The organism is Pseudomonas sp. CFII68, assembly GCF_000416195.1.
GTDB classification, from domain to species: Bacteria; Pseudomonadota; Gammaproteobacteria; order Pseudomonadales; family Pseudomonadaceae; genus Aquipseudomonas; species Aquipseudomonas kilonensis.
In genome coordinates, this window is sequence record NZ_ATLN01000016.1 from 1 (window position 1) to 22,781 (window position 22,781).

The 22,781-nt window shown below is 62.4% G+C and carries 22 protein-coding genes; 10 read left to right on the forward strand and 12 right to left on the reverse strand.

Annotated elements, in window-relative coordinates; all coding sequences use genetic code 11:
- From CFII68_RS25605 to CFII68_RS25600, 3 genes are all read left to right on the forward strand, one after another.
- Positions 1-213, forward strand: a 213-nt coding sequence (locus CFII68_RS25605; RefSeq protein WP_018600218.1) for a glycine zipper domain-containing protein, incomplete at its 5' end; no start/stop codon positions are given.
- Between the two features lie 745 nt (positions 214-958).
- A complete protein-coding gene (locus tag CFII68_RS0125715) occupies positions 959-1,168 on the forward strand; it encodes a hypothetical protein (protein WP_033062320.1) in 210 nt (69 codons plus the stop codon).
- 388 nt (positions 1,169-1,556) lie between these two features.
- Positions 1,557-2,252 (forward strand): HAD-IA family hydrolase, encoded by a 696-nt coding sequence (locus CFII68_RS25600; RefSeq protein WP_014339428.1) that lies wholly within the window; start codon positions 1,557-1,559, stop codon positions 2,250-2,252.
- A 69-nt stretch (positions 2,253-2,321) separates the two neighbouring features.
- Here CFII68_RS25600 and CFII68_RS25595 read toward each other — a convergent pair whose 3' ends face one another.
- Entirely contained in the window at positions 2,322-3,068 is a 747-nt protein-coding gene (locus CFII68_RS25595; RefSeq protein WP_018600228.1) for a 3-oxoacyl-ACP reductase family protein, read from the reverse strand.
- A gap of 125 nt (positions 3,069-3,193) precedes the next feature.
- On the opposite strand from CFII68_RS25595, the gene CFII68_RS25590 reads away from it, so the two are divergent.
- Positions 3,194-4,117, forward strand: coding sequence for a LysR family transcriptional regulator (locus CFII68_RS25590; RefSeq protein ID WP_018600230.1), 924 nt, complete (start codon positions 3,194-3,196; stop codon positions 4,115-4,117).
- A 146-nt stretch (positions 4,118-4,263) separates the two neighbouring features.
- Here CFII68_RS25590 and CFII68_RS25585 read toward each other — a convergent pair whose 3' ends face one another.
- From CFII68_RS25585 to CFII68_RS25580, 3 genes are read right to left on the reverse strand one after another with little or no spacing between them, the layout of a single operon-like run.
- On the reverse strand, positions 4,264-4,992 hold the full coding sequence (locus tag CFII68_RS25585) for an aspartate/glutamate racemase family protein (protein WP_018600232.1): 729 nt from the start codon (positions 4,990-4,992) through the stop codon (positions 4,264-4,266).
- A gap of 60 nt (positions 4,993-5,052) precedes the next feature.
- Complete coding sequence (locus CFII68_RS26360; RefSeq protein WP_084483628.1) at positions 5,053-5,316, reverse strand: hypothetical protein; 264 nt, start codon at positions 5,314-5,316, stop codon at positions 5,053-5,055.
- 49 nt (positions 5,317-5,365) lie between these two features.
- A complete protein-coding gene (locus CFII68_RS25580) occupies positions 5,366-6,109 on the reverse strand; it encodes a phosphoadenylyl-sulfate reductase (protein ID WP_013693959.1) in 744 nt (247 codons plus the stop codon).
- 174 nt (positions 6,110-6,283) lie between these two features.
- On the opposite strand from CFII68_RS25580, the gene thrH reads away from it, so the two are divergent.
- Positions 6,284-6,901 carry a bifunctional phosphoserine phosphatase/homoserine phosphotransferase ThrH gene (gene thrH / locus CFII68_RS25575; protein ID WP_018600240.1) on the forward strand — a complete coding sequence of 206 codons (618 nt, stop codon included), beginning with the start codon at positions 6,284-6,286 and terminating at the stop codon, positions 6,899-6,901.
- Between the two features lie 148 nt (positions 6,902-7,049).
- On the opposite strand, the gene pabB is transcribed toward thrH, so the two are convergent.
- The 4 genes from pabB to CFII68_RS25555 all read right to left on the reverse strand — a co-directional run bounded on the left by pabB (position 7,050) and on the right by CFII68_RS25555 (position 11,747).
- Positions 7,050-8,393: an aminodeoxychorismate synthase component I gene (gene pabB / locus CFII68_RS25570; RefSeq protein ID WP_018600242.1), complete on the reverse strand. Its 1,344-nt coding sequence runs from the start codon at positions 8,391-8,393 to the stop codon at positions 7,050-7,052.
- A gap of 293 nt (positions 8,394-8,686) precedes the next feature.
- Complete coding sequence (locus CFII68_RS25565) at positions 8,687-9,673, reverse strand: alpha-L-glutamate ligase-like protein (RefSeq protein ID WP_013693958.1); 987 nt, start codon at positions 9,671-9,673, stop codon at positions 8,687-8,689.
- Complete coding sequence (locus CFII68_RS25560; RefSeq protein WP_018600246.1) at positions 9,673-11,205, reverse strand: inactive transglutaminase family protein; 1,533 nt, start codon at positions 11,203-11,205, stop codon at positions 9,673-9,675. Before CFII68_RS25560 ends, CFII68_RS25565 begins: the two co-directional genes overlap by 1 nt.
- Positions 11,206-11,210: 5 nt before the next feature.
- Positions 11,211-11,747: an ATP-dependent zinc protease gene (locus tag CFII68_RS25555; protein ID WP_018600248.1), complete on the reverse strand. Its 537-nt coding sequence runs from the start codon at positions 11,745-11,747 to the stop codon at positions 11,211-11,213.
- Positions 11,748-12,029: 282 nt separating this feature from the next.
- On the opposite strand from CFII68_RS25555, the gene CFII68_RS25550 reads away from it, so the two are divergent.
- The 5 genes from CFII68_RS25550 (at position 12,030) to prpF (ending at position 18,904) form a co-directional block, all read left to right on the forward strand.
- On the forward strand, positions 12,030-12,743 hold the full coding sequence (locus CFII68_RS25550; protein WP_003204063.1) for a GntR family transcriptional regulator: 714 nt from the start codon (positions 12,030-12,032) through the stop codon (positions 12,741-12,743).
- A complete protein-coding gene (gene prpB, locus CFII68_RS25545; protein WP_003204061.1) occupies positions 12,740-13,630 on the forward strand; it encodes a methylisocitrate lyase in 891 nt (296 codons plus the stop codon). The genes CFII68_RS25550 and prpB overlap by 4 nt, the downstream gene beginning before the upstream one ends.
- Before the next feature lie 119 nt (positions 13,631-13,749).
- Positions 13,750-14,877: a 2-methylcitrate synthase gene (prpC, locus tag CFII68_RS25540; protein WP_018600257.1), complete on the forward strand. Its 1,128-nt coding sequence runs from the start codon at positions 13,750-13,752 to the stop codon at positions 14,875-14,877.
- Positions 14,878-15,076: 199 nt separating this feature from the next.
- Positions 15,077-17,668, forward strand: coding sequence for a Fe/S-dependent 2-methylisocitrate dehydratase AcnD (gene acnD / locus CFII68_RS25535; RefSeq protein WP_018600259.1), 2,592 nt, complete (start codon positions 15,077-15,079; stop codon positions 17,666-17,668).
- 42 nt (positions 17,669-17,710) lie between these two features.
- Positions 17,711-18,904: a 2-methylaconitate cis-trans isomerase PrpF gene (prpF, locus tag CFII68_RS25530; RefSeq protein WP_018600261.1), complete on the forward strand. Its 1,194-nt coding sequence runs from the start codon at positions 17,711-17,713 to the stop codon at positions 18,902-18,904.
- Between the two features lie 379 nt (positions 18,905-19,283).
- Here prpF and CFII68_RS25525 read toward each other — a convergent pair whose 3' ends face one another.
- From CFII68_RS25525 to CFII68_RS25510, 4 genes are read right to left on the reverse strand one after another with little or no spacing between them, the layout of a single operon-like run.
- Positions 19,284-20,177, reverse strand: coding sequence for a metal ABC transporter solute-binding protein, Zn/Mn family (locus tag CFII68_RS25525; protein ID WP_018600262.1), 894 nt, complete (start codon positions 20,175-20,177; stop codon positions 19,284-19,286).
- Positions 20,178-21,077 (reverse strand): metal ABC transporter permease, encoded by a 900-nt coding sequence (locus CFII68_RS25520; protein WP_018600264.1) that lies wholly within the window; start codon positions 21,075-21,077, stop codon positions 20,178-20,180. It abuts the gene before it with no gap.
- Positions 21,077-21,829, reverse strand: a complete 753-nt coding sequence (locus CFII68_RS25515; RefSeq protein WP_018600266.1) for a metal ABC transporter ATP-binding protein — start codon at positions 21,827-21,829, stop codon at positions 21,077-21,079. The genes CFII68_RS25520 and CFII68_RS25515 overlap by 1 nt, the downstream gene beginning before the upstream one ends.
- A complete protein-coding gene (locus CFII68_RS25510) occupies positions 21,826-22,755 on the reverse strand; it encodes a metal ABC transporter solute-binding protein, Zn/Mn family (protein ID WP_018600267.1) in 930 nt (309 codons plus the stop codon). Before CFII68_RS25510 ends, CFII68_RS25515 begins: the two co-directional genes overlap by 4 nt.
- Positions 22,756-22,781: the final 26 nt, after the last annotated feature.

A 22,781-nucleotide genomic window follows, 5' to 3' on the forward strand; every position in this document is an offset into this window, starting at 1 on the left:
CGCAAGGGCAGCCGCACCGAAGCGGCCATTGGCGGTGGCTTGGGTTCGGCCGGTGGTTCGATTGTCGGTAACCGCCTGGGCGGCTCCACCGGTTCCACCATCGGCGCAGGCATTGGCGGCGCGGCGGGCGGCGCGTTGGGCAGCAACCTGTCCAATGACAACGACGGCCACTCCGGTGGCAAGAAGCACAAGCACAAGAAAAAGCATCGCTAAGCCCATGCTTGGATGAATAGCCCCGGCCTTGTGCCGTGATGCTGTTCGCTTGGAAAAAACGGCGCTTCTTTCAGAAATGGGAAGCGCCTTTTTTTTTTTGCTTCTTTTGATGCCCAAAGCAAGCGCAACAGACAGCTCCAGCCGCTATGCAACCGCACCACCGCCATCGCGCGCAAGCTCGCTCCCACATTGGGCCGCAGTGAACACAGAACTCATGAACACCCAAGATCACCTGTGGGAGCAAAGCTTGCTCGCGATGAGGCCAGCAAACCCAACATCCATGTGACTGAGCCACCGCCATCGCGAGCAAGCTTTGCTCCCACAGATGTGATGGGTGTATGACCGGGAGAACCAGGTCGGCTATCAGGCCGCCTCGCGGTGGCCCACGGAGCAATGCCTGTGTTCAGGCACACCGAGCCTAGGCGAGGCACCGAGTGGTGGGGCAAAAGCGTTTTGCTTACTTTTGACTGGGCCGGCTTCCGGGCTTCTCAAAAGTGAGCCGCTGGAAGAGCGGAACCATAAGCCGCCGTTACCAAAAAAACGGATATACACTCAAACCCTAACCCCCCAAAAAAACGGCAAATCAAAATCTCCGGAACGATTGCCATCCCCCCGCTTCGAACTCATACATCCATCAACAATTGCGAGGTGTACCATGACGCCGCAAACGCAAGACAAGGACGAGAACGACTCCTCGGGCACGCCTGTTGTCAATGACCCAGGCAATGAAGACCCCGGTTCCCTGATGGATGACGCCCAGGTTCCCTTGATCGAGGAGGAGATCGAGGAGGATGAAACCCCGGAATACCCGCTGCCTTCGCCCACCAATTCCCTGAGCCGCGACCAGCGTCCACCCGATGACGATGCGGGCGTCGAGCAGGTACCCAGCGACGATGAGGAGATCGAAGCGACCCCGGACATCGCCGGTGACGATGCCTCCGGCAAGCCGAGCTGATCGCAGGCCCGCCTGTCGATTCAGCGGCACCATCGTCCCGCCACGCGTGCCACCCTCCACAGAAATGGAGGCCGGCTCCAATTCCGGTGCCGCTACCAGCGACAGCGGTGGCAACTCGGGTCAATAACCGCTGCGCTCTCATCCAACCCCAATCCGCTTTGTGGCGAGGGAGCTTGCTCCCGCTCGGTTGCGCAGCGACCGTAAGATCGTGGGGCTGCTGCGCAACCCAGCGGGAGCAAGCTCCCTCGCCACGGACCCCATCCATAGATTTCCCATTGCCGGCTCCAAGCCCCCTTCGTTATCCTGCTGAATCCTTTAAGGCGAACACGCTGCCCTGGCCGCACCTGAGCCATCCCTGGAATGTTGTGTTGATAACGGATCAGATGCGATGAATGCACCGCTGAAAGAGTTTGGCCCGATCAAGGCTGTGATTTTCGACATGGATGGGCTGTTGCTGGATACCGAGGGGATCTACACCGAGGTCACGTCCATCATCGCCGAGCGCTACGGGCGCACGTTCGATTGGAGCGTCAAGCAGAACATCATAGGGCGCGGGGCCACGGACCTGGCCAATTACGTCGTCCAGGCGCTGGAATTGCCGATCACCCCCGAAGAGTTCCTGGTCATCCGCGAGCCCTTGATGCGCGAGCGCTTTCCTCATGCCCTGGGGATGCCCGGTGCCGAGGAGCTGGTGCGGCATTTGAAAGCCCACAACGTTCCGATTGCGGTGGGCACCAGTTCGTCGAGCCCGACCTTCGCACTGAAAACCACTTTGCACCGGGACTGGTTCGCGCTGTTCGACTTCATCGTGACGGCGGATGACCCTGAAGTCGGTGCGGCAAAACCGGCGCCGGATATCTTCCTCACCGCTGCCCGGCGCCTGGGTGTCGAGCCGCGCGACTGCCTGGTGTTCGAGGATTCCCCGTTCGGCGTAACCGCCGCGAAAGCCGCCGGCATGACCGCCATTGCCATTCCGGATTCGGCCATGGCGGATGAAAAATACGCCCACGCCGACGGGATCATCCGCTCCTTGAAAATGTTCCAGCCGAGCCTTTGCGGTTTGCCGGAGTTGGAGTGGGCCTGACACTGTCGCGCTACGCAGCAAAACGCCGGCCATGGTTAAAACCATGACCGGCGTTTTTTCATGCCTGTATCAGGCGCCGAAACCACCGTCGATGGTCAGGCTGGCGCCGGTGATATAACCGGCTTCCGGCCCTGCCAGGTAAGCGACGAAGCTGGCGATTTCATCGACGTTGCCGTAGCGCCCGACAGCCATCAGCGACAGCAGGCTGGAGGCGAAGTCGCTGTCGGCCGGGTTCATGTCGGTGTCCACCGGGCCGGGCTGCACGTTGTTGACGGTGATGCCGCGCGGGCCGAGGTCACGGGCCAGGCCCTTGGTCAGGCCCACCAGTGCGGCCTTGCTCATGGCGTAAGGCCCGCCGCCGGCGAAGGGCATGCGGTCGGCGTTGGTGCTGCCGATGTTGATGACCCGACCCCCTTCGCCCATGTGCCGCGCAGCGGCCTGGGTGGCGACGAACACGCTGCGCACGTTGACGGCCAGGGTCCGGTCGAAATCTTCGAGTTTGAATTCATCCAGCGGCCCCATCGCCAGTACGCCCGCATTGTTGACCAGGATGTCCAACCGGCCAAAAGCCTCGACGGTGGCCGCGACGGCGTTACGGATGGCCTCGGCGTCGGCGCTGTCCGCCTTGATCGCCAGGGCCTTGCCGCCTGCTGCGGTGATGCTGTTCTGCAGTTCTTCAGATTTTGCGCCAGAGCTGACGTAGGTGAAGGCCACGGCGGCGCCTTCTGCTGCCAGGCGTTTGACGATGGCGGCGCCGATGCCGCGAGAACCGCCCTGGATCAAGGCGACTTTACCGCTCAGTGCTGGGTTACTCATGATGATCTCCAAAAAGTGCCGGGGCGAGATGCCGCGGTGATGGAGCGAGTATCAAGAAGGTGCGGTGGGCTGTGTAGACCGTCATTGCTATAGTCTGTCTAAACCAAAAGTTTAGAGTGGGGCTCATGGAGACCTTCAACAGTATCGAATGCTTCGTGCGCAGCGCCGAAGTCGGCAGCTTTGCCGAGGCGGCGCGACGTCTGAGCGTGACCCCGGCCGCAGTGGGTAAAAGCGTCGCCAAGCTGGAGGCGCGAATGGGCGTACGCCTGTTTCAGCGCAGCACCCGCAGCCTGAGGCTGACCGAAGCCGGACAGTTGTTCTTGAGGGAAGTCGGCAGCAGCTTCAACACCATCCAGAACGCCGTCGCCAACCTGGCCAGCGCCGGCGGGCAACCGGCGGGGACGCTGAAGGTGAGCATGGGCACGGCGTTCGGTCGATTGTATGTCGTGCCGTTGCTGGGGGAATTTCTGCGACGTTATCCGGCGATCAACCCGGACTGGCATTTCGATAATCGCCAGGTGGACCTGATCGGCCAGGGCTTCGATGCCGCCATCGGCGGCGGTTTCGAGCTGCCCCAGGGGGTGGTGGCGCGCAAATTGACGGTGGCTCATCGCGTGCTGGTTGCCTCAACCGGCTACCTGCAAACCCATACCGCGGTGACGGAACCGGAAGATCTGGCACAGCACCAGGGCATCCTGATTCGTTCCCCACAAACCGGGCGGGTGCGTTCCTGGCAACTGACCAGCCGCAATCGGGAGCACAGCCCGCTGACGCTCAAGACGCGCATGACCATGAGCGATTCGGAAGCCGACTGCGCGGCTGCCACCCAAGGCCTGGGCATCGGTCTGGTGAGCATGCCGATCGCCGTTCCCTTTCTGGAAAGCGGGGCACTGCAGCGGGTGCTGCCGGACTGGTATGTCGACGATGGCAACATCTCCATCTATTACGCCGAACACAAGCTGTTGCCAGGCAAGACCCGGGCGTTTGTGGATTTCATCATCGAACAGTTTGCCGAGCAGGGGTTGGCGCGGCGGTTTAGTGCGGTTTGAGCCGGGCTCCAGACCGAGGCGCGGCCTTCGCGAGCAAGCCCGCTCCCACATTGGATTGTGTTGATCAGAAGGTTTGTGTACGACACAGATCGCCTGTGGGAGCGGGCTTGCTCGCGAAGGCCGCGCCTCGGTCTAAAGCCGTGAACTCACCGCCCAAACCGCCCCGGCCAGCCAATGATGGTCTTGGGCCGAGGCGTCGCGTAGGTGCGCACTTTCGACGTCGACAACCCCAGTCGCACCAGCGCTTCGGCAATGGTCACCGCCGCCGTCACGCCATCGACCACCGGCACGCCGGTGCGCTGGCGGATCTGCTCGTCGAGCCCGGCCATGCCGCCGCAACCCAGGCAAATCACTTCGGCCTTGTCCTGGCTCACTGCCAGTTCGGCCTGCTGCACGATGGCTTCAACCGCCCGTTGCGGATCCTGCTCCAGTTCCAGCACCGCCAGGCCACTGGCCCGTACCGAGGCGCAGCGGTCGAACAGGCCGGACAGCTTGAGCCGGTCTTCGATCAGCGGCACGGTGCGGTCCAGGGTGGTGACCACCGAATAAGCATGACCGAGGAACATCGCGGTGCTGGCGCCGGCGTCGGTGATGTCCACCACTGGCACGTTGAGCAGTTCCTGCAAGCCTTCACGACCGTGTTCGCCATAGCCGGCCTGGATCACCGCGTCGAACGGCTGGTCGTAGGACATCACTCGGTCCATCACCGCGATGGCCGCCAGGTAGCTTTCAAAATTGCCCTCGATGGAGTCGGCACCGAAATGCGGCGTGAGCCCGACGATCTCGGTGCCCGGCGCGGCGACGGCCTGGGCCTGGCGGGCGATGGCCTGGGTGATGGATTCGGTGGTGTTGACGTTGACCACAAGAATTCGCATGAGCTGTCCTCCTTAACACATAAAAGTAAGCGGCCCGAACCTGGCGGGCCGTTTGAGCGATCAATGATTGACGTTATCCACAGCGATGGATTCGCCGCTGACGTCCTCGTAATACGGCTGGCGCTTGGCGATGATCAGGTACAGCAGCCCTGCAATCGAAGCGCCAATCAGCCAGGAGAACGGTGAAATACCTGAAATACCGTGATTTAAAGCTGACTGTTTAAACAGGTACTTTTTTTTGGCGAACGCCAGTGGGGTTAGAAGGGCAGGCGAGGCGGGAAGGTGTGTGTCACCTTTGGGGGCAGTAACGTAATAAGTGCACACAAAAATGCCACTTGTAGTGACATTTTTGTGTACAGGGTGCGGCGGACGCTTAGACGGTCTTGGATTTGGCGATGATGTTCCCGGCGTGCAGCCCGCATTCTTTCTGCGTGGCTTCTTCCCACCACCAACGGCCTTCGCGCTCGTGCTGGTTTGGCAGCACCGGGCGGGTGCAGGGCTCGCAGCCGATGCTGATGAAACCGCGTTCATGCAGGCTGTTGTAAGGCAGTTCCAGCATGCGGATGTAACCCCAGACTTCTTCGCTGGTCATCTGCGACAGAGGGTTGAACTTGTACAGGGTGCGCTCCGGGGTGGAAAACGCCGTGTCGATTTCCAACACCGCCACCTGGCTGCGGGTGCCGGGGCTCTGGTCGCGGCGCTGGCCGGTGGCCCAGGCGCGGACATCGGTCAGTTTGCGCCGCAATGGTTCGATCTTGCGGATGCCGCAGCACTCGCCGTGACCGTCCTTGTAGAAGCTGAACAAGCCTTTTTCCTTCACGAAGGGTTCAAGTTTCGTGTAGTCCGGCGAAACCAGCTCGATGTCGATCTTGTAGTGCTCGCGCACCTGGTCGATGAAACGATAGGTTTCCGGGTGCAGGCGGCCGGTGTCGAGGCTGAACACCTTGACGTTCTTGTTCAGCTTCCAGGCCATGTCCACCAGCACCACGTCTTCGGCGCCGCTGAAAGATATCCAAAGCTCGTCGCCGAATTCGGCGAAGGCCAGTTTGAGGATGTCCTGCGGGGACTTGTTGGCATAGGTCGTGGCGAGTTCCACGACGTCAAACGATGGGCTCATCAGGGCGGTTTCCTACAGGTCGGTGGCGCTGGGCGCTCTATATAGGGCTGATGGTAACAAAAGCTGTCGGGGCTGGCGCGTTCCTGTGCGTTGCGCAGGCTTCGACGAATGGCTAGAGTCGGCAAGCCTTTTGTTCGCTCAACCAATAAACATCAGAAAAAATGGGAGTGTCTTGTGGAAATTGCCTGTCTCGACCTGGAAGGTGTACTGGTCCCGGAGATCTGGATCGCCTTCGCTGAAAAAACCGGGATTGACGCCCTCAGGGCAACCACTCGGGACATTCCCGACTACGACGTGCTGATGAAGCAACGGTTGCGCATCCTTGATGAACACGGCCTCAAGCTTTCCGACATCCAGGAAGTCATCGCCACCCTCAAGCCGCTGGACGGCGCCATCGAATTTGTCGACTGGTTGCGTGAGCGCTTCCAGGTGGTGATTCTGTCCGACACGTTCTACGAATTTTCCCAGCCGTTGATGCGCCAGTTGGGCTTCCCGACGTTGCTCTGCCATCGGCTGATTACCGATGACGCTGGACGGGTGACGGGTTACCAGTTGCGTCAGAAAGATCCCAAGCGCCAGTCGGTCCTGGCGTTCAAGAGCCTGTACTACCGGGTGATTGCGGCGGGGGATTCCTACAACGACACCACGATGCTGGGCGAAGCCGACGCCGGGATTCTGTTCCATGCGCCGGAGAACGTGATCCGTGAATTCCCGCAGTTCCCGGCGGTGCACAGCTTTGCCGAGTTGAAGCAGGAATTCCTCAAGGCTTCGAACCGCAATCTCAGTTTGTAAACCCAACCCCCTGTGGGAGCGGGCTTGCTCGCGAAAGCGATGGCCCAGCCGGCAGTAATGTTGACTGACACACCGTCATCGCGGGCAAGCCTTGCTCCCACAGGTGGCACCACACCAGCCTGTGGGAGCAAGGCTTGCCCGCGATGCTTTAGAGGTTCTGCAAGGTTTCCAGCAACACCTTCACCTTGGTAATCGACTCCTGATACTCGGCCTCCCAGTCCGAGTCCGCGACAATCCCGCCACCGCCCCAGCAGCACACCTGCCCATCCTTGACCAGCAAACTGCGGATGGCGATGGAGCTGTCCATTTCCCCGCGCACGTCCAGGTACAGCAACGAGCCGCAATACAGGCCGCGTCGGGTCGGTTCGAGTTCGTCGATGATTTGCATGGCGCGGATTTTCGGCGCGCCGGTGATCGAGCCACCGGGAAAGCTACCAGCGATCAGGTCGAGAGCGTCTTTATCCACAGCCAACTCGCCGGTCACGCTGCTGACCAGGTGATGCACGTTCGGGTAGCTTTCCAGGCTGAACAGCTCCGGCACCCGCACCGAGCCGATGCGGCAGGTGCGGCCCAGGTCGTTGCGCAACAGGTCGACAATCATCAGGTTTTCCGCCCGGTCCTTGGGGCTGGCCAGCAACTCGGCGGCGTGGGCCGCGTCTTCGCCGGGTGTTGTGCCGCGGGGCCGGGTGCCCTTGATCGGCCGGGTTTCCACCTGGCCTTCGCTGACCTTGACGAAGCGCTCGGGGGACAGGCTCAGCACCGCGCCGCCATCGGGCAAGCTCTGGAAGCCGGAAAATGGTGTTGGGCACGCCGCCCGCAGCGCTTGGTAAGCGGCCCAGGCATCGCCCTGGCAGGACGCGCGAAAGCGCTGGGCAAAGTTGACCTGGTAGCAGTCACCCGCCTGGATATACGCCTGGATACGCTCGAAGGCCTGTCGATAGGCTTCGGCGCCGAGGTCTGGCGCCATCGGTCCGTTAAGGCTGAACGGGGGAGCGGGGGCCGGGGTTGGCTGGCTGAACAGCGCGATCAGGCGCTGGCGTTCGCCTTCGCCACAATGGGGGTGGAACACCAGTTGGCTGGTGCCGGCCTGGTGATCGCTGACCAGCGCCCAGTCGTACACACCAAAACGCGCGTCGGGCAGTTGCAGGTCGTCCTTGGCGTGGGACGGCAAGGTTTCGAGGTGTCGGCCGAAGTCGTAGCTCAAGTAGCCGATCAGCCCTCCGGCAAAGGGCAATTGCACCGTGGCCGGCAGTACCGCGTCGCCCAGTTGTGTCAGTTGAATGCGCAGGCGTTGCAGGAAGTCGCTGCCGCTCTCGTCCGGCAACACCGCCAGTTGCGCCAGCGGCCAGGCGCTGAGCAGGTCGTAACGCCCGCGCTCGGCACTCGGCCGGCCACTGTCGAGCAGCACGCTGCCAGGGGCATGACGGATCGCCGCGAAATACTCGGCAGGGTTGGCGCGGTAGGGCAGCGGGTGTACGGAGCAGGTTGGCATGGGCGGGGCAGGTCAGCCGTTCAGGCGGGGGAGCGATTGTAATCCCTCTGTAGGATTTGCTCCTAGAGGGATGTCGGAGATGGGCATGTCTGTGGCTATCGAAGCTATTTCTGGCGAAGTTTTAATTGTGGCGAGGGGATTTATCCCCGCTGGGTTGCGAAGCAACCCCTGGACAATTGAATTCAATCTCTCTGATACACCGAGGTGTCAGGCTTTGGGGCTGCTCCGCAGCCCAGCGGGGATAAATCCCCTCGCCACAAGGTCCGCTATGTTCCAGGTCACAGGGAACGAGATCAACCCTCAACCGGCGGAATATGCCCAAACAACGCCTGGGCAAACGCCACGCGCTCTTCCACGGTTTCGGTAACGCCGCGGGCCTTGAGTTCTTCCAGGTGGGCTTCCACCGCGTGGGTGCGCAAGGTCAGGCCGCAGTCGTTGGCGATCTGGATGTTCAGGCCTGGCCGGGCGTTCAATTCCAGGATCAACGGGCCTTTTTCCTGGTCCAGCACCATGTCGACGCCGATGTAGCCCAGCCCGCACAGCTCATAGCAACCGGCGGCCAGTTTCATGAAACCGTCCCAGTAGGGCAGTTGCACGCCGTCCACCGCGTTGGTGGTGTCGGGGTGTTTGGTGATGATGTTGTTCAGCCAGGTACCGCGCAGGGTCAGGCCGGTGGCGAGGTCGACGCCCACGCCGATGGCGCCCTGGTGCAGGTTGGCCTTGCCGCCGGACTGGCGGGTTGGCAAGCGCAGCATGGCCATCACCGGATAGCCCATCAGCACGATGATGCGGATGTCCGGCACGCCTTCGTAGCTGATGCTCTTGAAGATCTGGTCCGGCGTCACGCGGTACTCGATCAGCGCCCGGTCACGGTGCCCGCCCAAGGAGTACAGGCCGGTGAGGATGCTGGAGACATGGTGCTCGATTTCCTCATGGCTGATGATCTTGCCGGACACCGTGCGATAGCGGCCTTCGAAGCGGTCGGCGATGACGATGATGCCGTCGCCGCCAGCGCCCTGGGCCGGCTTGATCACGAAGTCGGTGCGCCCGCCGATGATCTCGTCGAGCTTGTCGATTTCCTTTTCGGTGGAGATCACCCCGTACAGCTCCGGCACATGAATGCCGGCGGCGATGGCCCGTTCCTTGGTGATGATCTTGTCATCGACGATGGGGTACAGGCTGCGCTTGTTGTACTTGAGCACGTAGTCGGCGTTACGCCGGTTGATGCCCATGATGCCCCGGGCTTCCAGGGCCTTCCAGGTCTTCCAGAAGCCGAACATCAGGAGTCTGCCTTGAGGAAGGCCTTGAACCGTACCAGCTCGGTCAGGCGGTAGCCGCGATAACGACCCATGGCCAGCATGAAGCCCACCAGGATCAGCAGGATCGCCGGGAAAGTGAACACGAAGTACACCAGTTCCGGCACGCTCATGATCAGGTGCGCCAGGGACGCGGCGAACAAGGTGCCGATGGCGACTTTCATCGCGTGGCCGGCGCCGCGTTCTTCCCAGGTGATGGACAGGCGTTCGATGGTCATGGTCAGGATCACCATCGGGAACAGCGCTACCGACAAGCCGCGTTCCAGGCCCAGCTTATGGCTGAACAGGCTGATGGTGGCGATCAGCACCACCACGAACGTCAGCACCACCGAGAGCCTGGGCAGCATTTGCAGCTTGAGGTGCTCCAGGTACGAACGCAGCGACAGGCCCAGCGTGGTGATCACCGTGAACAGGATGATGCCAAAACCCAGTTGGGTCTCGCGAAAGGCCAGGGCGATCAGCACTGGGGTGAAGGTCCCGAGGGTTTGCAGGCCGATCAGGTTGCGCAGTATCAGGATCACCAGCACGCCGATCGGGATCATCACCATGATCATGAAGGTTTGCTGGGTCTGCAGCGGCAGGCCGTAGAGTGAGTATTCGAGGAAGTTGGCGTCGGTGTTCTCGTCCGTCAGCTTGGCCAGGCGAATGGCGTTCATTTCGCTGTTGTTCATGCTGAAGGTGACGGTGGCTTTCTTGCCGCCATCGACGGTGATCAGGTTTTCATCGCCGGTCCACCACAACAGGCGGTCGGTGGGCAGGCCTTGTTCGCCGGAGTCCGGGTTGAAATACAGCCAGTCGGTGCCGTTGAAACTGCGCAGCCACAGTTCAGGGGCCTGCGGTTGGTCGGCCACCAGGCGGATGGTGTGGACCTTTTCCACCGGCACGTGGGCGATGGACAGCACCAGTTCGACGATGCGTGCCTTGTTGGCCGACGAAGGATCACCGGCCAGCAACAGCTTGACGTTGTCGTCGTTGAGGTTGTTGACCCGCTTGATGGCTTCGCTGATGAACGTCTCGACGTCGGCCGAGTGCTGGCGGATCGGTGCGAGCAGGGCTTCGGCGGCGAGTTTCTCCGGGCCTTCGACGGCAATGCTGTCGCGGAAGGTCGGGCCCTTGACCTTGGTTTTCTCGGCGCTGTAGCGCTTGGTCAGCACCAGGCGGTAATACAGGGTCTGGTTGCCCTTGGCGCGACGGGCCGACCACGTCACCTTGCGGTTACCGTCAACCCGGTTCACCGCCACGCCGTAATTGTTGGAAATGAAACTCTCGTTGAGGCTCACGTAGTCGCGGCTCAGCGGTGGCACGAACATCTGGATCTTCACCGGATCCTTGGCGTTGGGCACGAACTCGACCTTGGCGTCGATGTTCCACAAGTCGTCGGTGGCGTCTTCGGTGACCGGGATGCCGAGCACGAAAATCTGATAGGCCGTCACCGACAGGCCCAGCACCACCAGGATGGCGATCAGCATTTTCAGATGGAGGGTAAGGGAGCGCATTGGAATTACTCTGCGGTTTGAGCGGCATTGGCGCAGGCGGGTTTGCCGGCAGCGTATTTAAGACTGGGGTCGACCAGCGCGTCGAAGCGCTTGAGCGCCTCGGAACCGATCAGCAACGGGTATTGGAAGGCGCTACGGTCGGTCAGGTTCACTTCGATGCTGCGCAGGGCCGAGCCCATGCAGATGTCCAGTTCGATGACTGGCCGGGCCGTGTATTTCTTACCTTCTTCCGGGTCGTAGTCACCGGCGCGGCGCTTGATCTTGCTGACCCGGGCCAGCGGACGTTCGATGGGGTGCGAGTGGGCCGCGTCAATGGCCAGGTAAAAGCGCACCCAGGATTCGCCATTGCGCTTGAAGCGCTTGATGTCCCGGGCGCTGAGGGACGCGGTCTTGGCGCCGGTGTCCAGCTTGGCGGCGACCTCCAGGTCGATGCCCTGCAGGGCGGCGTATTCGTTGAGGCCGTACACGGTTTTTTCACCCGCCACGGCAAGCCCCGGCAGGCACATGAAATAAAGAACAGCGGTGAAGGGCTTGAGTGTCATAGATCCTGGTGCGCAGCGTTCCGTTTATCGGTTCAGGCCCTGGCATTACTGCACAAGCTCCCTGGGCAGCCTTCCCTATATAAAAGGAGAGCGGCAAATCGCGCGGCATTCTAGCACGGTGGTTTTCTGACGCCACCGCTGGCCGGAGGCTACGACGCATTCAAACGAGCGGTTATGTCGGGTGGGCTTATTAGACGATTGTCGACAATGTTGATTTTTACTTTGACCTTAACGCTGCTATTGGTTAGTTTTTGCCGTATTGATTTGAAAGGTGTCGACAATATGCTCGATCAGCTCGAAACCCCGGTGATGGCCCAGGACGATTCGGAGACCCTGTCCGAGAACGTCTTCCGACGTATTCAGGCTGCCATCGTCAAAGGCGAGATCGCCCCTGGCAGCAAGATCTCCGAGCCTGAGCTGGCGCGCACCTACGGCATCAGTCGCGGACCGCTGCGCGAGGCGATTCACCGCCTGGAAGGCCAGCGCCTGCTGGTGCGGGTGCCTCACGTCGGTGCCCGGGTGGTGTCGCTGAGCCATGCCGAGTTGCTGGAACTCTACGAAATCCGTGAATCCCTCGAAGGCATGGCCTGCCGCCTGGCGGCCGAACGCATGACCCTGGAAGAAATCGACGAGCTGCGCCGGGTGCTGGAAACCCACGAGCGCGATGCGGCGTTCCAGGCCGGTGTCGGTTATTACCAGCAGGAAGGCGATTTCGACTTTCATTACCGGATCATCCAGGGCAGCGGCAACCGCACCCTGACGCAGATGCTCTGCGGCGAGCTGTACCAACTGGTGCGCATGTACCGCATCCAGTTTTCCACCACGCCCAACCGTCCGCGCCAGGCCTTTGCCGAGCACCACCGGATTCTAGACGCCATCGCCGACCGTGACGGCGAACTGGCTGAATTATTGATGCGCCGGCACATCGGTGCGTCCAAACGCAACATTGCGCGTCATTTCCAGGACAGCGCCGCCACTGAACGAGGTGAGTCATGAGTTCCAGCAAGAGCACGCCAGGCCAGCGTTTCCGCGATGCGGTCGCCACCGAGCATCCGCTGCAAGTGGTGGGCACGATCAACGCCAACCACGCGCTGCTGGCCAAACGCGCCGGTTTCAAGGCGATCTACCTGTCGGGCGGCGGTGTGGCGGCCGGCTCCCTCGGCGTGCCGGACCTGGGCATCACCGGCCTGGATGACGTGCTGACCGATGTGCGCCGTATCACCGACGTGTGCGACCTGCCGCTGCTGGTGGACGTGGACACCGGTTTCGGTTCCTCGGCGTTCAACGTGGCGCGCACGGTCAAGTCGATGATCAAGTTCGGCGCGGCGGCCATCCATATCGAGGACCAGGTCGGTGCCAAGCGTTGCGGCCATCGCCCGAACAAGGAAATCGTCTCGCAGCAAGAGATGGTCGACCGCATCAAGGCCGCCGTCGATGCCCGCACCGATGACAGCTTCGTGATCATGGCCCGTACCGATGCCCTGGCGGTGGAAGGCTTGGAATCAGCCCTGGACCGCGCCGCGGCCTGCATCGAGGCCGGTGCCGACATGATTTTCCCGGAGGCCATCACCGAGCTTGAGATGTACAAGCTGTTCGCCAGCCGCGTGAAAGCACCGATCCTGGCCAACATCACCGAATTCGGCGCGACCCCGCTGTACACCACCGAACAGCTGGCCGGTGCCGACGTGTCCCTGGTGCTCTACCCGTTGTCGGCCTTCCGGGCCATGAACAAGGCGGCCGAGAACGTCTACACCGCGATCCGCCGCGACGGCACGCAACAGAATGTCATCGACACCATGCAGACCCGCATGGAGCTTTACGATCGCATCGACTACCACACCTTCGAGCAGAAGCTCGATGCGTTGTTCGCGGCGAAAAAATGAAAAGATCGCAGCCTCGCTTCGCTCGACAGCTCCTCGTAGGAGCTGTGTAGGAGCTGTCGAGTGCAACGAGGCTGCGATCTTTTTCCAATCTCTACAAATCTAAAAAATGGAGACAGCAAATGGCCGAAGCAAAAGTACTCAGTGGCGCCGGGCTCCGCGGCCAGGTGGCCGGGCAAACCGCATTGTCCACCGTAGGCCAGTCGGGCGCCGGCCTGACCTATCGCGGCTACGACGTTCGCGACCTGGCGGCAGATGCGCAATTTGAAGAAGTGGCCTACCTGCTGCTGTACGGCGAGCTGCCGACCCAGGCACAGCTGGACGCCTACACCGGTAAACTGCGCCAGTTGCGCGACTTGCCCCAAGCCTTGAAAGAAGTGCTGGAGCGCATTCCCGCCGACGCCCACCCGATGGACGTCATGCGCACCGGCTGCTCGTTCCTGGGCAACCTGGAACCCGAGGAAGACTTTTCCGAGCAGCACGACAAGACCGACCGCCTGCTGGCCGCGTTCCCGGCCATCATGTGCTACTGGTATCGCTTCAGCCACGAAGGCCAGCGCATCGAATGCGTGACCGACGAAGTCTCCATCGGCGGCCATTTCCTGCACCTGTTGCACGGCAAGAAGCCGAGCGAGCTGCACGTCAAGGTGATGAATGTTTCGCTGATCCTCTACGCCGAGCACGAATTCAACGCCTCGACCTTCACCGCCCGGGTCTGCGCCTCGACGCTGTCGGACCTGTTCTCCTGCATCACCGCCGCCATCGGCTCGTTACGCGGCCCGCTGCACGGCGGCGCCAACGAAGCGGCGATGGCAATGATCGAGCGCTTCAGCTCACCGCAGGACGCCATCGAAGGCACCCTCGGCATGCTGGCGCGCAAGGACAAGATCATGGGCTTCGGTCACGCGATCTATAAGGACAACGACCCGCGCAACGAGGTGATCAAGGGCTGGTCGAAAAAACTCGCCGATGAAGTGGGCGACACGGTGCTGTTCCCGGTTTCCGAAGCCATCGACAAGACCATGTGGGAACAGAAGAAACTGTTCCCCAACGCCGATTTCTACCATGCCTCGGCCTACCACTTCATGGGCATCCCGACCAAGCTGTTCACGCCGATCTTCGTCTGCTCGCGCCTGACCGGCTGGGCCGCCCACGTGTTCGAACAACGCGCCAACAACCGCATCATCCGACCGAGCGCCGAATACACCGGCGTCGAACAGCGCAAGTTCGTGCCAATCGAACAACGCTGAGCTGGAGGGCACTGGCGCTGCAACTGAAGGAACCGAGAACCCCTTGTGGGAGCGGGCTTGCTCGCGAAGACGGACTGACATTCACCATTGATGTCGACTGACACTCCGCATTCGCGAGCAAGCCCGCTCCCACAGGGGAATGTGTTGACTTCAATGGTTGCGCCACCCTTCTGAAACCACCGTGACCCGAGTCCTGACGATGAACACAGAATTTCGCAAACCGCTGCCCGGCACTTCGCTGGATTATTTCGATGTTCGCGAGGCCGTGGATGCCATTCGCCCCGGCGCCTACGACGGCCTGCCGTACACCTCCCGCGTGCTGGCGGAGAACCTGGTGCGGCGCTGCGACCCGGCCGCACTGGGCGAGTCGCTGCTGCAACTGATCGAGCGCAAGCGCGACCTGGACTTCCCGTGGTTCCCGGCCCGCGTGGTGTGCCACGACATTCTCGGCCAGACCGCGCTGGTGGACCTGGCGGGCCTGCGCGACGCCATCGCCTTGCAGGGCGGTGACCCGGCGCAGGTCAACCCGGTGGTGCCGACCCAACTGATCGTCGACCACTCCCTGGCGGTGGAAAGCGGTGGTTCCGACCCGCAAGCCTTCGCCAAGAACCGCGCCATCGAAGACCGGCGCAACGAAGACCGCTTCCACTTCATCAATTGGACCAAGAAGGCCTTCAAGAACGTCGACGTGATTCCGCCGGGCAACGGGATCATGCACCAGATCAACCTGGAAAAGATGTCCCCGGTGATCCAGCAGCGTGACGGCGTGGCGTTCCCCGACACCTGCGTCGGCACCGACAGCCACACGCCCCACGTCGATGCCCTGGGCGTGATCGCCATCGGCGTCGGTGGCCTGGAAGCCGAAAGCGTCATGCTCGGCCGCGCCTCGTGGATGCGCCTGCCGGAGATCATCGGCGTCGAGTTGACCGGCAAGCTGCAACCGGGTATCACCGCCACCGACATGGTGCTGGCGCTGACCGAATTCCTGCGCAAGCAAAAAGTCGTCGGTGCCTGGCTGGAGTTTTTCGGCGAAGGCGCCAGTGCCCTGACCTTGGGCGACCGCGCGACCATTTCCAACATGGCCCCGGAATACGGCGCCACGGCGGCGATGTTCTACATCGACCAGCAAACTATCGATTACCTGAAGCTCACTGGCCGTGAAGACGACCAGGTGCGACTGGTCGAGACCTACGCCAAGCAGGCAGGCCTGTGGGCCGACAAGCTCAAGGGCGCGCAATACGAGCGGGGCCTGAGCTTCGACCTGTCGTCGGTGGTGCGCAACATGGCAGGTCCCAGCAACCCGCATGCCCGCGTCGCGGTGTCGGATCTGGCTGCCAAAGGCATTTCCGGGCAGTGGGACGATGTGCCGGGGCAAATGCCTGACGGTGCGGTGATCATCGCCGCCATCACCAGTTGCACCAACACCAGCAACCCGCGCAACGTGATCGCCGCCGGCCTGCTGGCGCGCAACGCCAACCGCCTGTGCCTGGTCCGCAAGCCGTGGGTCAAGTCGTCCCTGGCGCCGGGTTCGAAAACCGTGGCGCTGTACCTGGATGAAGCCGGCCTGACGTCCGAACTCGAGACGCTGGGCTTCGGCGTGGTGGGGTTCGCCTGCACCACCTGCAACGGCATGTCCGGTGCGCTGGACCCGGTGATCCAACAGGAAATCATCGACCGCGACCTGTACGCCACCGCCGTGCTGTCGGGCAACCGCAACTTCGACGGGCGCATTCACCCGTACGCCAAGCAGGCATTCCTTGCGTCGCCGCCGTTGGTGGTCGCTTATGCCATCGCCGGGACCATCCGCTTCGACATCGAGAAGGATGTACTGGGCGTGGTGGACGGACGGGAAATCCGCCTCAAGGACATCTGGCCGAGCGACGAAGAAATCGACGCGGTGGTCAAGGCCTCGGTGAAACCCGAGCAGTTCCGCCAGGTGTACATCCCGATGTTCGCCATCCAGGAAGACACCGGGCCGAAAGTGACGCCGCTGTACGACTGGCGCCCACAAAGCACCTACATCCGTCGTCCGCCGTATTGGGAAGGCGCGCTGGCCGGTGCGCGGCCGCTCAAGGGCATGCGCCCGCTGGCGGTGCTGCCGGACAACATCACCACCGATCACCTGTCGCCGTCCAACGCCATCATGCTGGACAGCGCCGCGGGTGAATACCTGGCGAAAATGGGCCTGCCGGAAGAGGACTTCAACTCCTACGCGACCCACCGCGGCGACCACCTGACCGCGCAACGCGCCACCTTCGCCAACCCGAAACTGTTCAACGAAATGGTCCAGGAAAACGGCAAGGTCAAGCAGGGCTCCCTGGCCCGGGTCGAGCCGGAAGGCAAGGTCATGCGCATGTGGGAAGCCATCGAAACCTACATGGAGCGCAAGCAGCCGCTGATCATCATTGCCGGCGCCGACTACGGCCAGGGTTCGTCCCGGGACTGGGCGGCCAAGGGCGTGCGCCTGGCCGGTGTCGAGGCGATCGCCGCCGAGGGTTTCGAGCGTATCCACCGCACCAATCTGGTGGGTATGGGCGTGTTGCCGCTGGAGTTCAAGCCCGGCACCGATCGCAAGACCCTGGGCATCGACGGTAGTGAAACCTATGACGTGATCGGCGAGCGCACCCCGCGGGCGACGCTGACCCTGGTCATCACTCGCAAGAACGGCGAGCGCGTCGAAGTGCCAGTGACCTGCCGCCTCGATACCGCTGAAGAAGTGTCGATCTATGAAGCCGGGGGCGTGCTGCAACGCTTTGCCCAGGACTTCCTTGAATCGGCGGTTGCCGTCTAAATCACAGCTGCGGACGCCCGGCGTGTCCGCTTGAGGAGCATCATGGCTCACGCACCGCAAATCAGAATTCCCGCTACCTATATGCGTGGCGGCACCAGCAAAGGCGTGTTCTTCAGCCTGCAAGACCTGCCCGAAGCGGCCCGCGTCCCAGGCGCCGCACGGGATGCCCTGCTGCTGCGGGTGATCGGCAGCCCCGACCCGTACGAGAAACAGATCGATGGCATGGGCGGCGCGACGTCCAGCACCAGCAAGACTGTGATCCTGTCCAAGAGCACCCGGGCCGACCACGACGTCGATTACCTGTTCGGCCAAGTGTCCATCGACAAGCCGTTCGTGGACTGGAGTGGCAACTGCGGCAACCTGTCGGCGGCGGTCGGTTCATTCGCTATCAGCAGTGGCTTGGTGGTGCCTGGCCGTATCCCGCAAAACGGCGTGGCCGTGGTGCGGATCTGGCAGGCCAACATCGGCAAGACCATCATCGCCCATGTGCCGATCACCGACGGCGCGGTGCAGGAAACCGGGGACTTCGAACTCGACGGCGTGACCTTTCCGGCGGCCGAAGTGCAATTGGAATTCATGGACCCGGCCGCCGAGGAAGAGGGCGGTGGCGGTTCGATGTTTCCCACCGGCAACCTGGTGGACGACTTGGAAGTGCCCGGTGTGGGCACCTTCAAGGCGACGCTGATCAACGCCGGGATCCCGACGATTTTCATCAATGCCCGGGACGTCGGCTACACCGGCACCGAACTGCAGGGCGCCATCAACGGCGATCCCAAGGCGTTGGCCATGTTTGAAACCATTCGCGCTCACGGCGCTCTGCGCATGGGCTTGATCAAGCACCTGGACGAAGCCGTCCAGCGCCAGCACACACCGAAAGTGGCGTTCGTCGCGCCGCCGGCGGACTACGTTTCATCCAGCGGAAAAGCCGTGACGGCTGGCGACGTTGACCTGTTGGTACGGGCGCTGTCCATGGGCAAGCTGCACCACGCCATGATGGGCACCGCAGCGGTGGCCATCGGCACCGCCGCGGCGATTTCCGGCACCGTGGTCAACCTCGCGGCTGGCGGCATCGAGCGCAACGCGGTGCGTTTCGGCCACCCCTCCGGCACCCTGCGCGTCGGCGCCGAGGCCAGCCAGGTCAACGGCGAATGGAGCGTGAAAAAAGCCATCATGAGCCGTAGCGCGCGGGTGTTGATGGAAGGGTTTGTGCGGGTGCCGGGGGATGTCCTGAACTGAGTTGAACCCTGTGCGAGCTTGCTCGCGATGGCGGTGTGTCAGCTGACATCAATGTTGAATGTGCCGGCCTCATCGCGAGCAAGCCCGCTCCCACAGTGGATTTGTGGTGAACACAGAGTCTGTGAACATCCACGATCAACCCTGTGGGAGCGAGCTTGCTCGCGATGGCGGTGTGTCAGCCGACATCAATGTTGGATGTGCCGGCCTCTTCGCGAGCAAGCCCGCTCCCACAGGGGATTTTCAGTGGATCCGGAATCTCAATCTGTCACAGATCAAAATGTGGGAGCGAGCCTGCTCGCGAAAGCAGTGTGTCAGTCCACATCAATGTTGAATGTGCTGACCTCATCGCGAGCAGGCTCGCTCCCACAGGGGATTGTTGTCAGCCTTCCGTCAGCGCTGTGACGACCAGTCCCACATTGCTTTCCAACTCCGCCACCGGATCGGTCCCATCGGTGCCCAACACCAGCAACCGGCTACCTCCCTCTGTGATGGCTGCCTTCAGCGCATCCGAAGGCTGGCGATGATGCAGCACCAGCGCCACGTCATTGTCTTTCAACGTCGCGCTAAACTGCTTGAGGGTTTCGGTTGTCCATTCGGCGTCGGGCCGGGTATCGGTGCTGATTGCGTCCAGGTTGAGCCCGCTGATCAGGTAGCCGAAATGCTCGCTCAGGCTGATCACGCTCAGGTTATCGGCGTTGGCGAGGCGTTTTTCGCTGTCGGCGCTGAGTTTGAGCAGGCGCTGCTTGAGGGTCGCCAGGTTGGCGTCGATCTTCGGTTTGTCCGCCGGGGCCAGGCGCACCAGGTCGGCGGCGATCACGTCGGCCATGCGTCCCAGGTTATGGCTGGCCATCCACGGCTGGCTCGCCAGGCCGTCGGCCATGCCCGGTTGCACGGCGATACCGGGCAGGGCACCGTCCACCGGGCGCGCGGCATCGACTTCGACGATGCGGATATTGCTGCGTCGTGCCATGGGGTACAGCGGATCGTCCGGCCATAGCGAGCGCAGCCCGATCACCCCGTCAGCATCGCTGGCCAGTTTGCTCAAGGCCGGCGCACCACGGCCGGTGAAGTAGGCGCTCTGCCGGGTGCCGGGCAAGTTGGCGGGCGCGGCCCGCTCCAGGCTGACCTCGGTGCCCTTGAGCAAGGCCTCGCCCAATCCGTAGGTGACCGGCAACGATGCCAGCATCCGGACCTTTTCGCTGGCAAATGATGAGGTGACTGCCACGCCGCACAACGCCACGGCCAGGGTCAGTTGTCGCAATGAAAAAGCCATTTATCCAAGATTCCCTTTGAGGCTGGGGACGACACCGCGGGCGATGGCGCTCAGGGCGAAGGCGATGCCGGCCACCAGGATGATCGCAGCGCCTGACGGGATCGGCAGGTCGAACACGATCGGCGCGAGAATCCCGCACAAGGTGCTGGCGGTGGCGATCAGCACTGAACACCAGAAAAAGCCCTTCAATGATTGGCTGAGCAGGCGCGCCGCCGCAGCGGGGATCACCAGCAACGCGCCCACCAGAATGGCGCCAATGACTTTCACCGCCGCCACGGTGATCAGCGTCACCAGGATCACGAACAAGTAGTCCAGGGTCTTGACCGCCACCCCGCGCACTGCCGCCAGTTGTGGATTGAAGCTGGCGAGCATGATGCGGTTGTACAGCGGCAAGGCCAGGGCCATCACCAGCGAGCCGACCACCGCCAGCACCAGCAGGTCATTGCCATTGACCGTCAGTACCGAGCCGAACAGTACGTTCTCCAGGATGTGCACGTTGATCTTGCCCGCCAGGATCAACAGCAGGCTGGCGCCCAGGGCCAGGGACACCGACAGGAAGACGCCGATCAACGTGTCGGGCGCCAGGCCGGTGCGGTTGCGCAGGTAATTGAGCAGGATGCCGAACAACAGGCAGTAGCCAAACAGGCTGCCGTATGGCCCGGTGTAGGGTTCGCCGAGCAGGATGCCGATGGCCACGCCAGTCAGCGCCGCGTGGCCCACCGCCTCGGAGAAAAACGCGAAGCGCTTGACCACCACCAGCGTGCCGAGGCCGCCCAGCACCGGGCCGATCAACAGCCCGGCCAGCAAGGCATTGACCACGAACCCGTAGGCCAGCGCTTCGGGCAGATAACCGGCCGAAGCCCAGCCCTGGACCATCAGACGAAAGGCTTCATAACTCATCAGGCAGCGCTCCCGTTCGTACGCGGATGGGTGGAAAACAGCGTCAGCAGGCGTTCTGGAGTCAAGGTCTGGCGGGGTGGGCCGTCGAACAGCACCCGGCGGTTCAGGCCGGTGACACGGTCGGCCAGGCGCCCGACGGCTTCCAGGTCATGTTCGATCCACAGCACGGTGATCCCAGCCTGGCGCCAGTCCTGCAGCAACTGCTCGAACACCTGGATGCCGGCCTCGTCCAGGGCCGACATCGGTTCATCCAGCACCAGCAATTGCGGCGCGGGAATCAACCCCTGGGCCAGCAACACCCGTTGGCGCTCGCCACCGGACAGTGCGCCCATGCGTCGCTTGCGCTTGTCCTGCATGCCGACCCGTTCCAGGGCCTGGCCAATGGCGCCGGCGTAATGCTTGCTCAAGCCGAGAAAGGCGGGGCGCCGCTGACACATCGCCGCCATGAAATCGTCCACCGTCATGGGCAGGCCCCGGTCGAACTCCAGCGCCTGGGGCACGTAGCCGATCACACCGGGCTCGCCTGGCCATTGCAGGCTCAAGCGTCCCTGGTGCGGCATCTGCCCCAGCAACGTCTTGATCAGCGAACTCTTGCCACCACCATTGGGGCCCACCAAGGCATGGATGCTGCCGGGTTCCACCTGGAATGCCACGCTGTCGAGAATGGTGGTGCGGCCCAGGTTCAGGCTGACGTCGGCGAACTCAATCAAGGGGCCGACGCGCTGCAGGGTGAGGGTTTCCTGGACGGTCATGCGCCAGACTCCTGGATGGCCCGGACCACGGTGTCGAGGTTACCGGCCATTTCCTTTTCGTATTTCTCGGGGCTGTAGTCGCCGTAGGAAATGTGTGAGAGCGGGTACAGCTTCACGCCCGATTCACGCTGGATGGTGTCGACGTAGGTGGACGGGAAATCCATCTCCGAGAAGATCACCTTCACGTCCAGCTCGCGCAGTTGGTCGATGGTTTTCTTCAACTGGCTGGGGCTCGGTTCGATGCCGTGGGCCGGCTCGACCACGGCGGTCACTTCCAGGCCGAATTCGCGCAACAGGTAGTCGTAGGCGGCATGCACCGTGGCGACCCGCAACTCGGCATTGGGGGCCTGGGTCAGCTTCGCCAGGGCGGCGGCGCGCATCTGCCGCAGGCGCTTGCCGTAGGCACGGGCGTTCTGGGTGTAGGCCTTGGCATTGTCCGGGTCGAGCTTGCCCAACTCCCGGGCGATGTTATTGACCTGGGCGATGGAGGCGCTGATGGACAGGAACGTGTGCGGGTTCACCACCTTGCCTGCGCCACGGGCCGCCGTGCCGGTGGCAGCCAGCAGGGGCACGTTTTCATTGGCCTCGATCACCTTCACGTTCGGGGTTTCGCTGGCAGCGATCATGCGATCGGCGAAGTCGTCGTGGCCCACGCCGTTGAGTACGATCACGTCGAGGCCGCCGATACGCTTGATGTCTTCGGCCCGTGGTTCATAGGCGTGGGGGTTGAAACCGGCCGGGATCAGCGGCACGACCTCGGCCTTGTCGCCGACGATGTTGGTCACATAGCTGTAATAAGGATGCAGGGTGATGCCGATGCGCAGGCGCTTGGCTGTTTCGGCGTACGCCTGCGAGGTGAGCAGGCAGGCCAGCAGGCCGATCAGCAGCAGGCGCAGCAAGGGGCGGCGTTGGGATGCAATAGGCATGGGCAAACGGTCTTCTCTCGAATGAA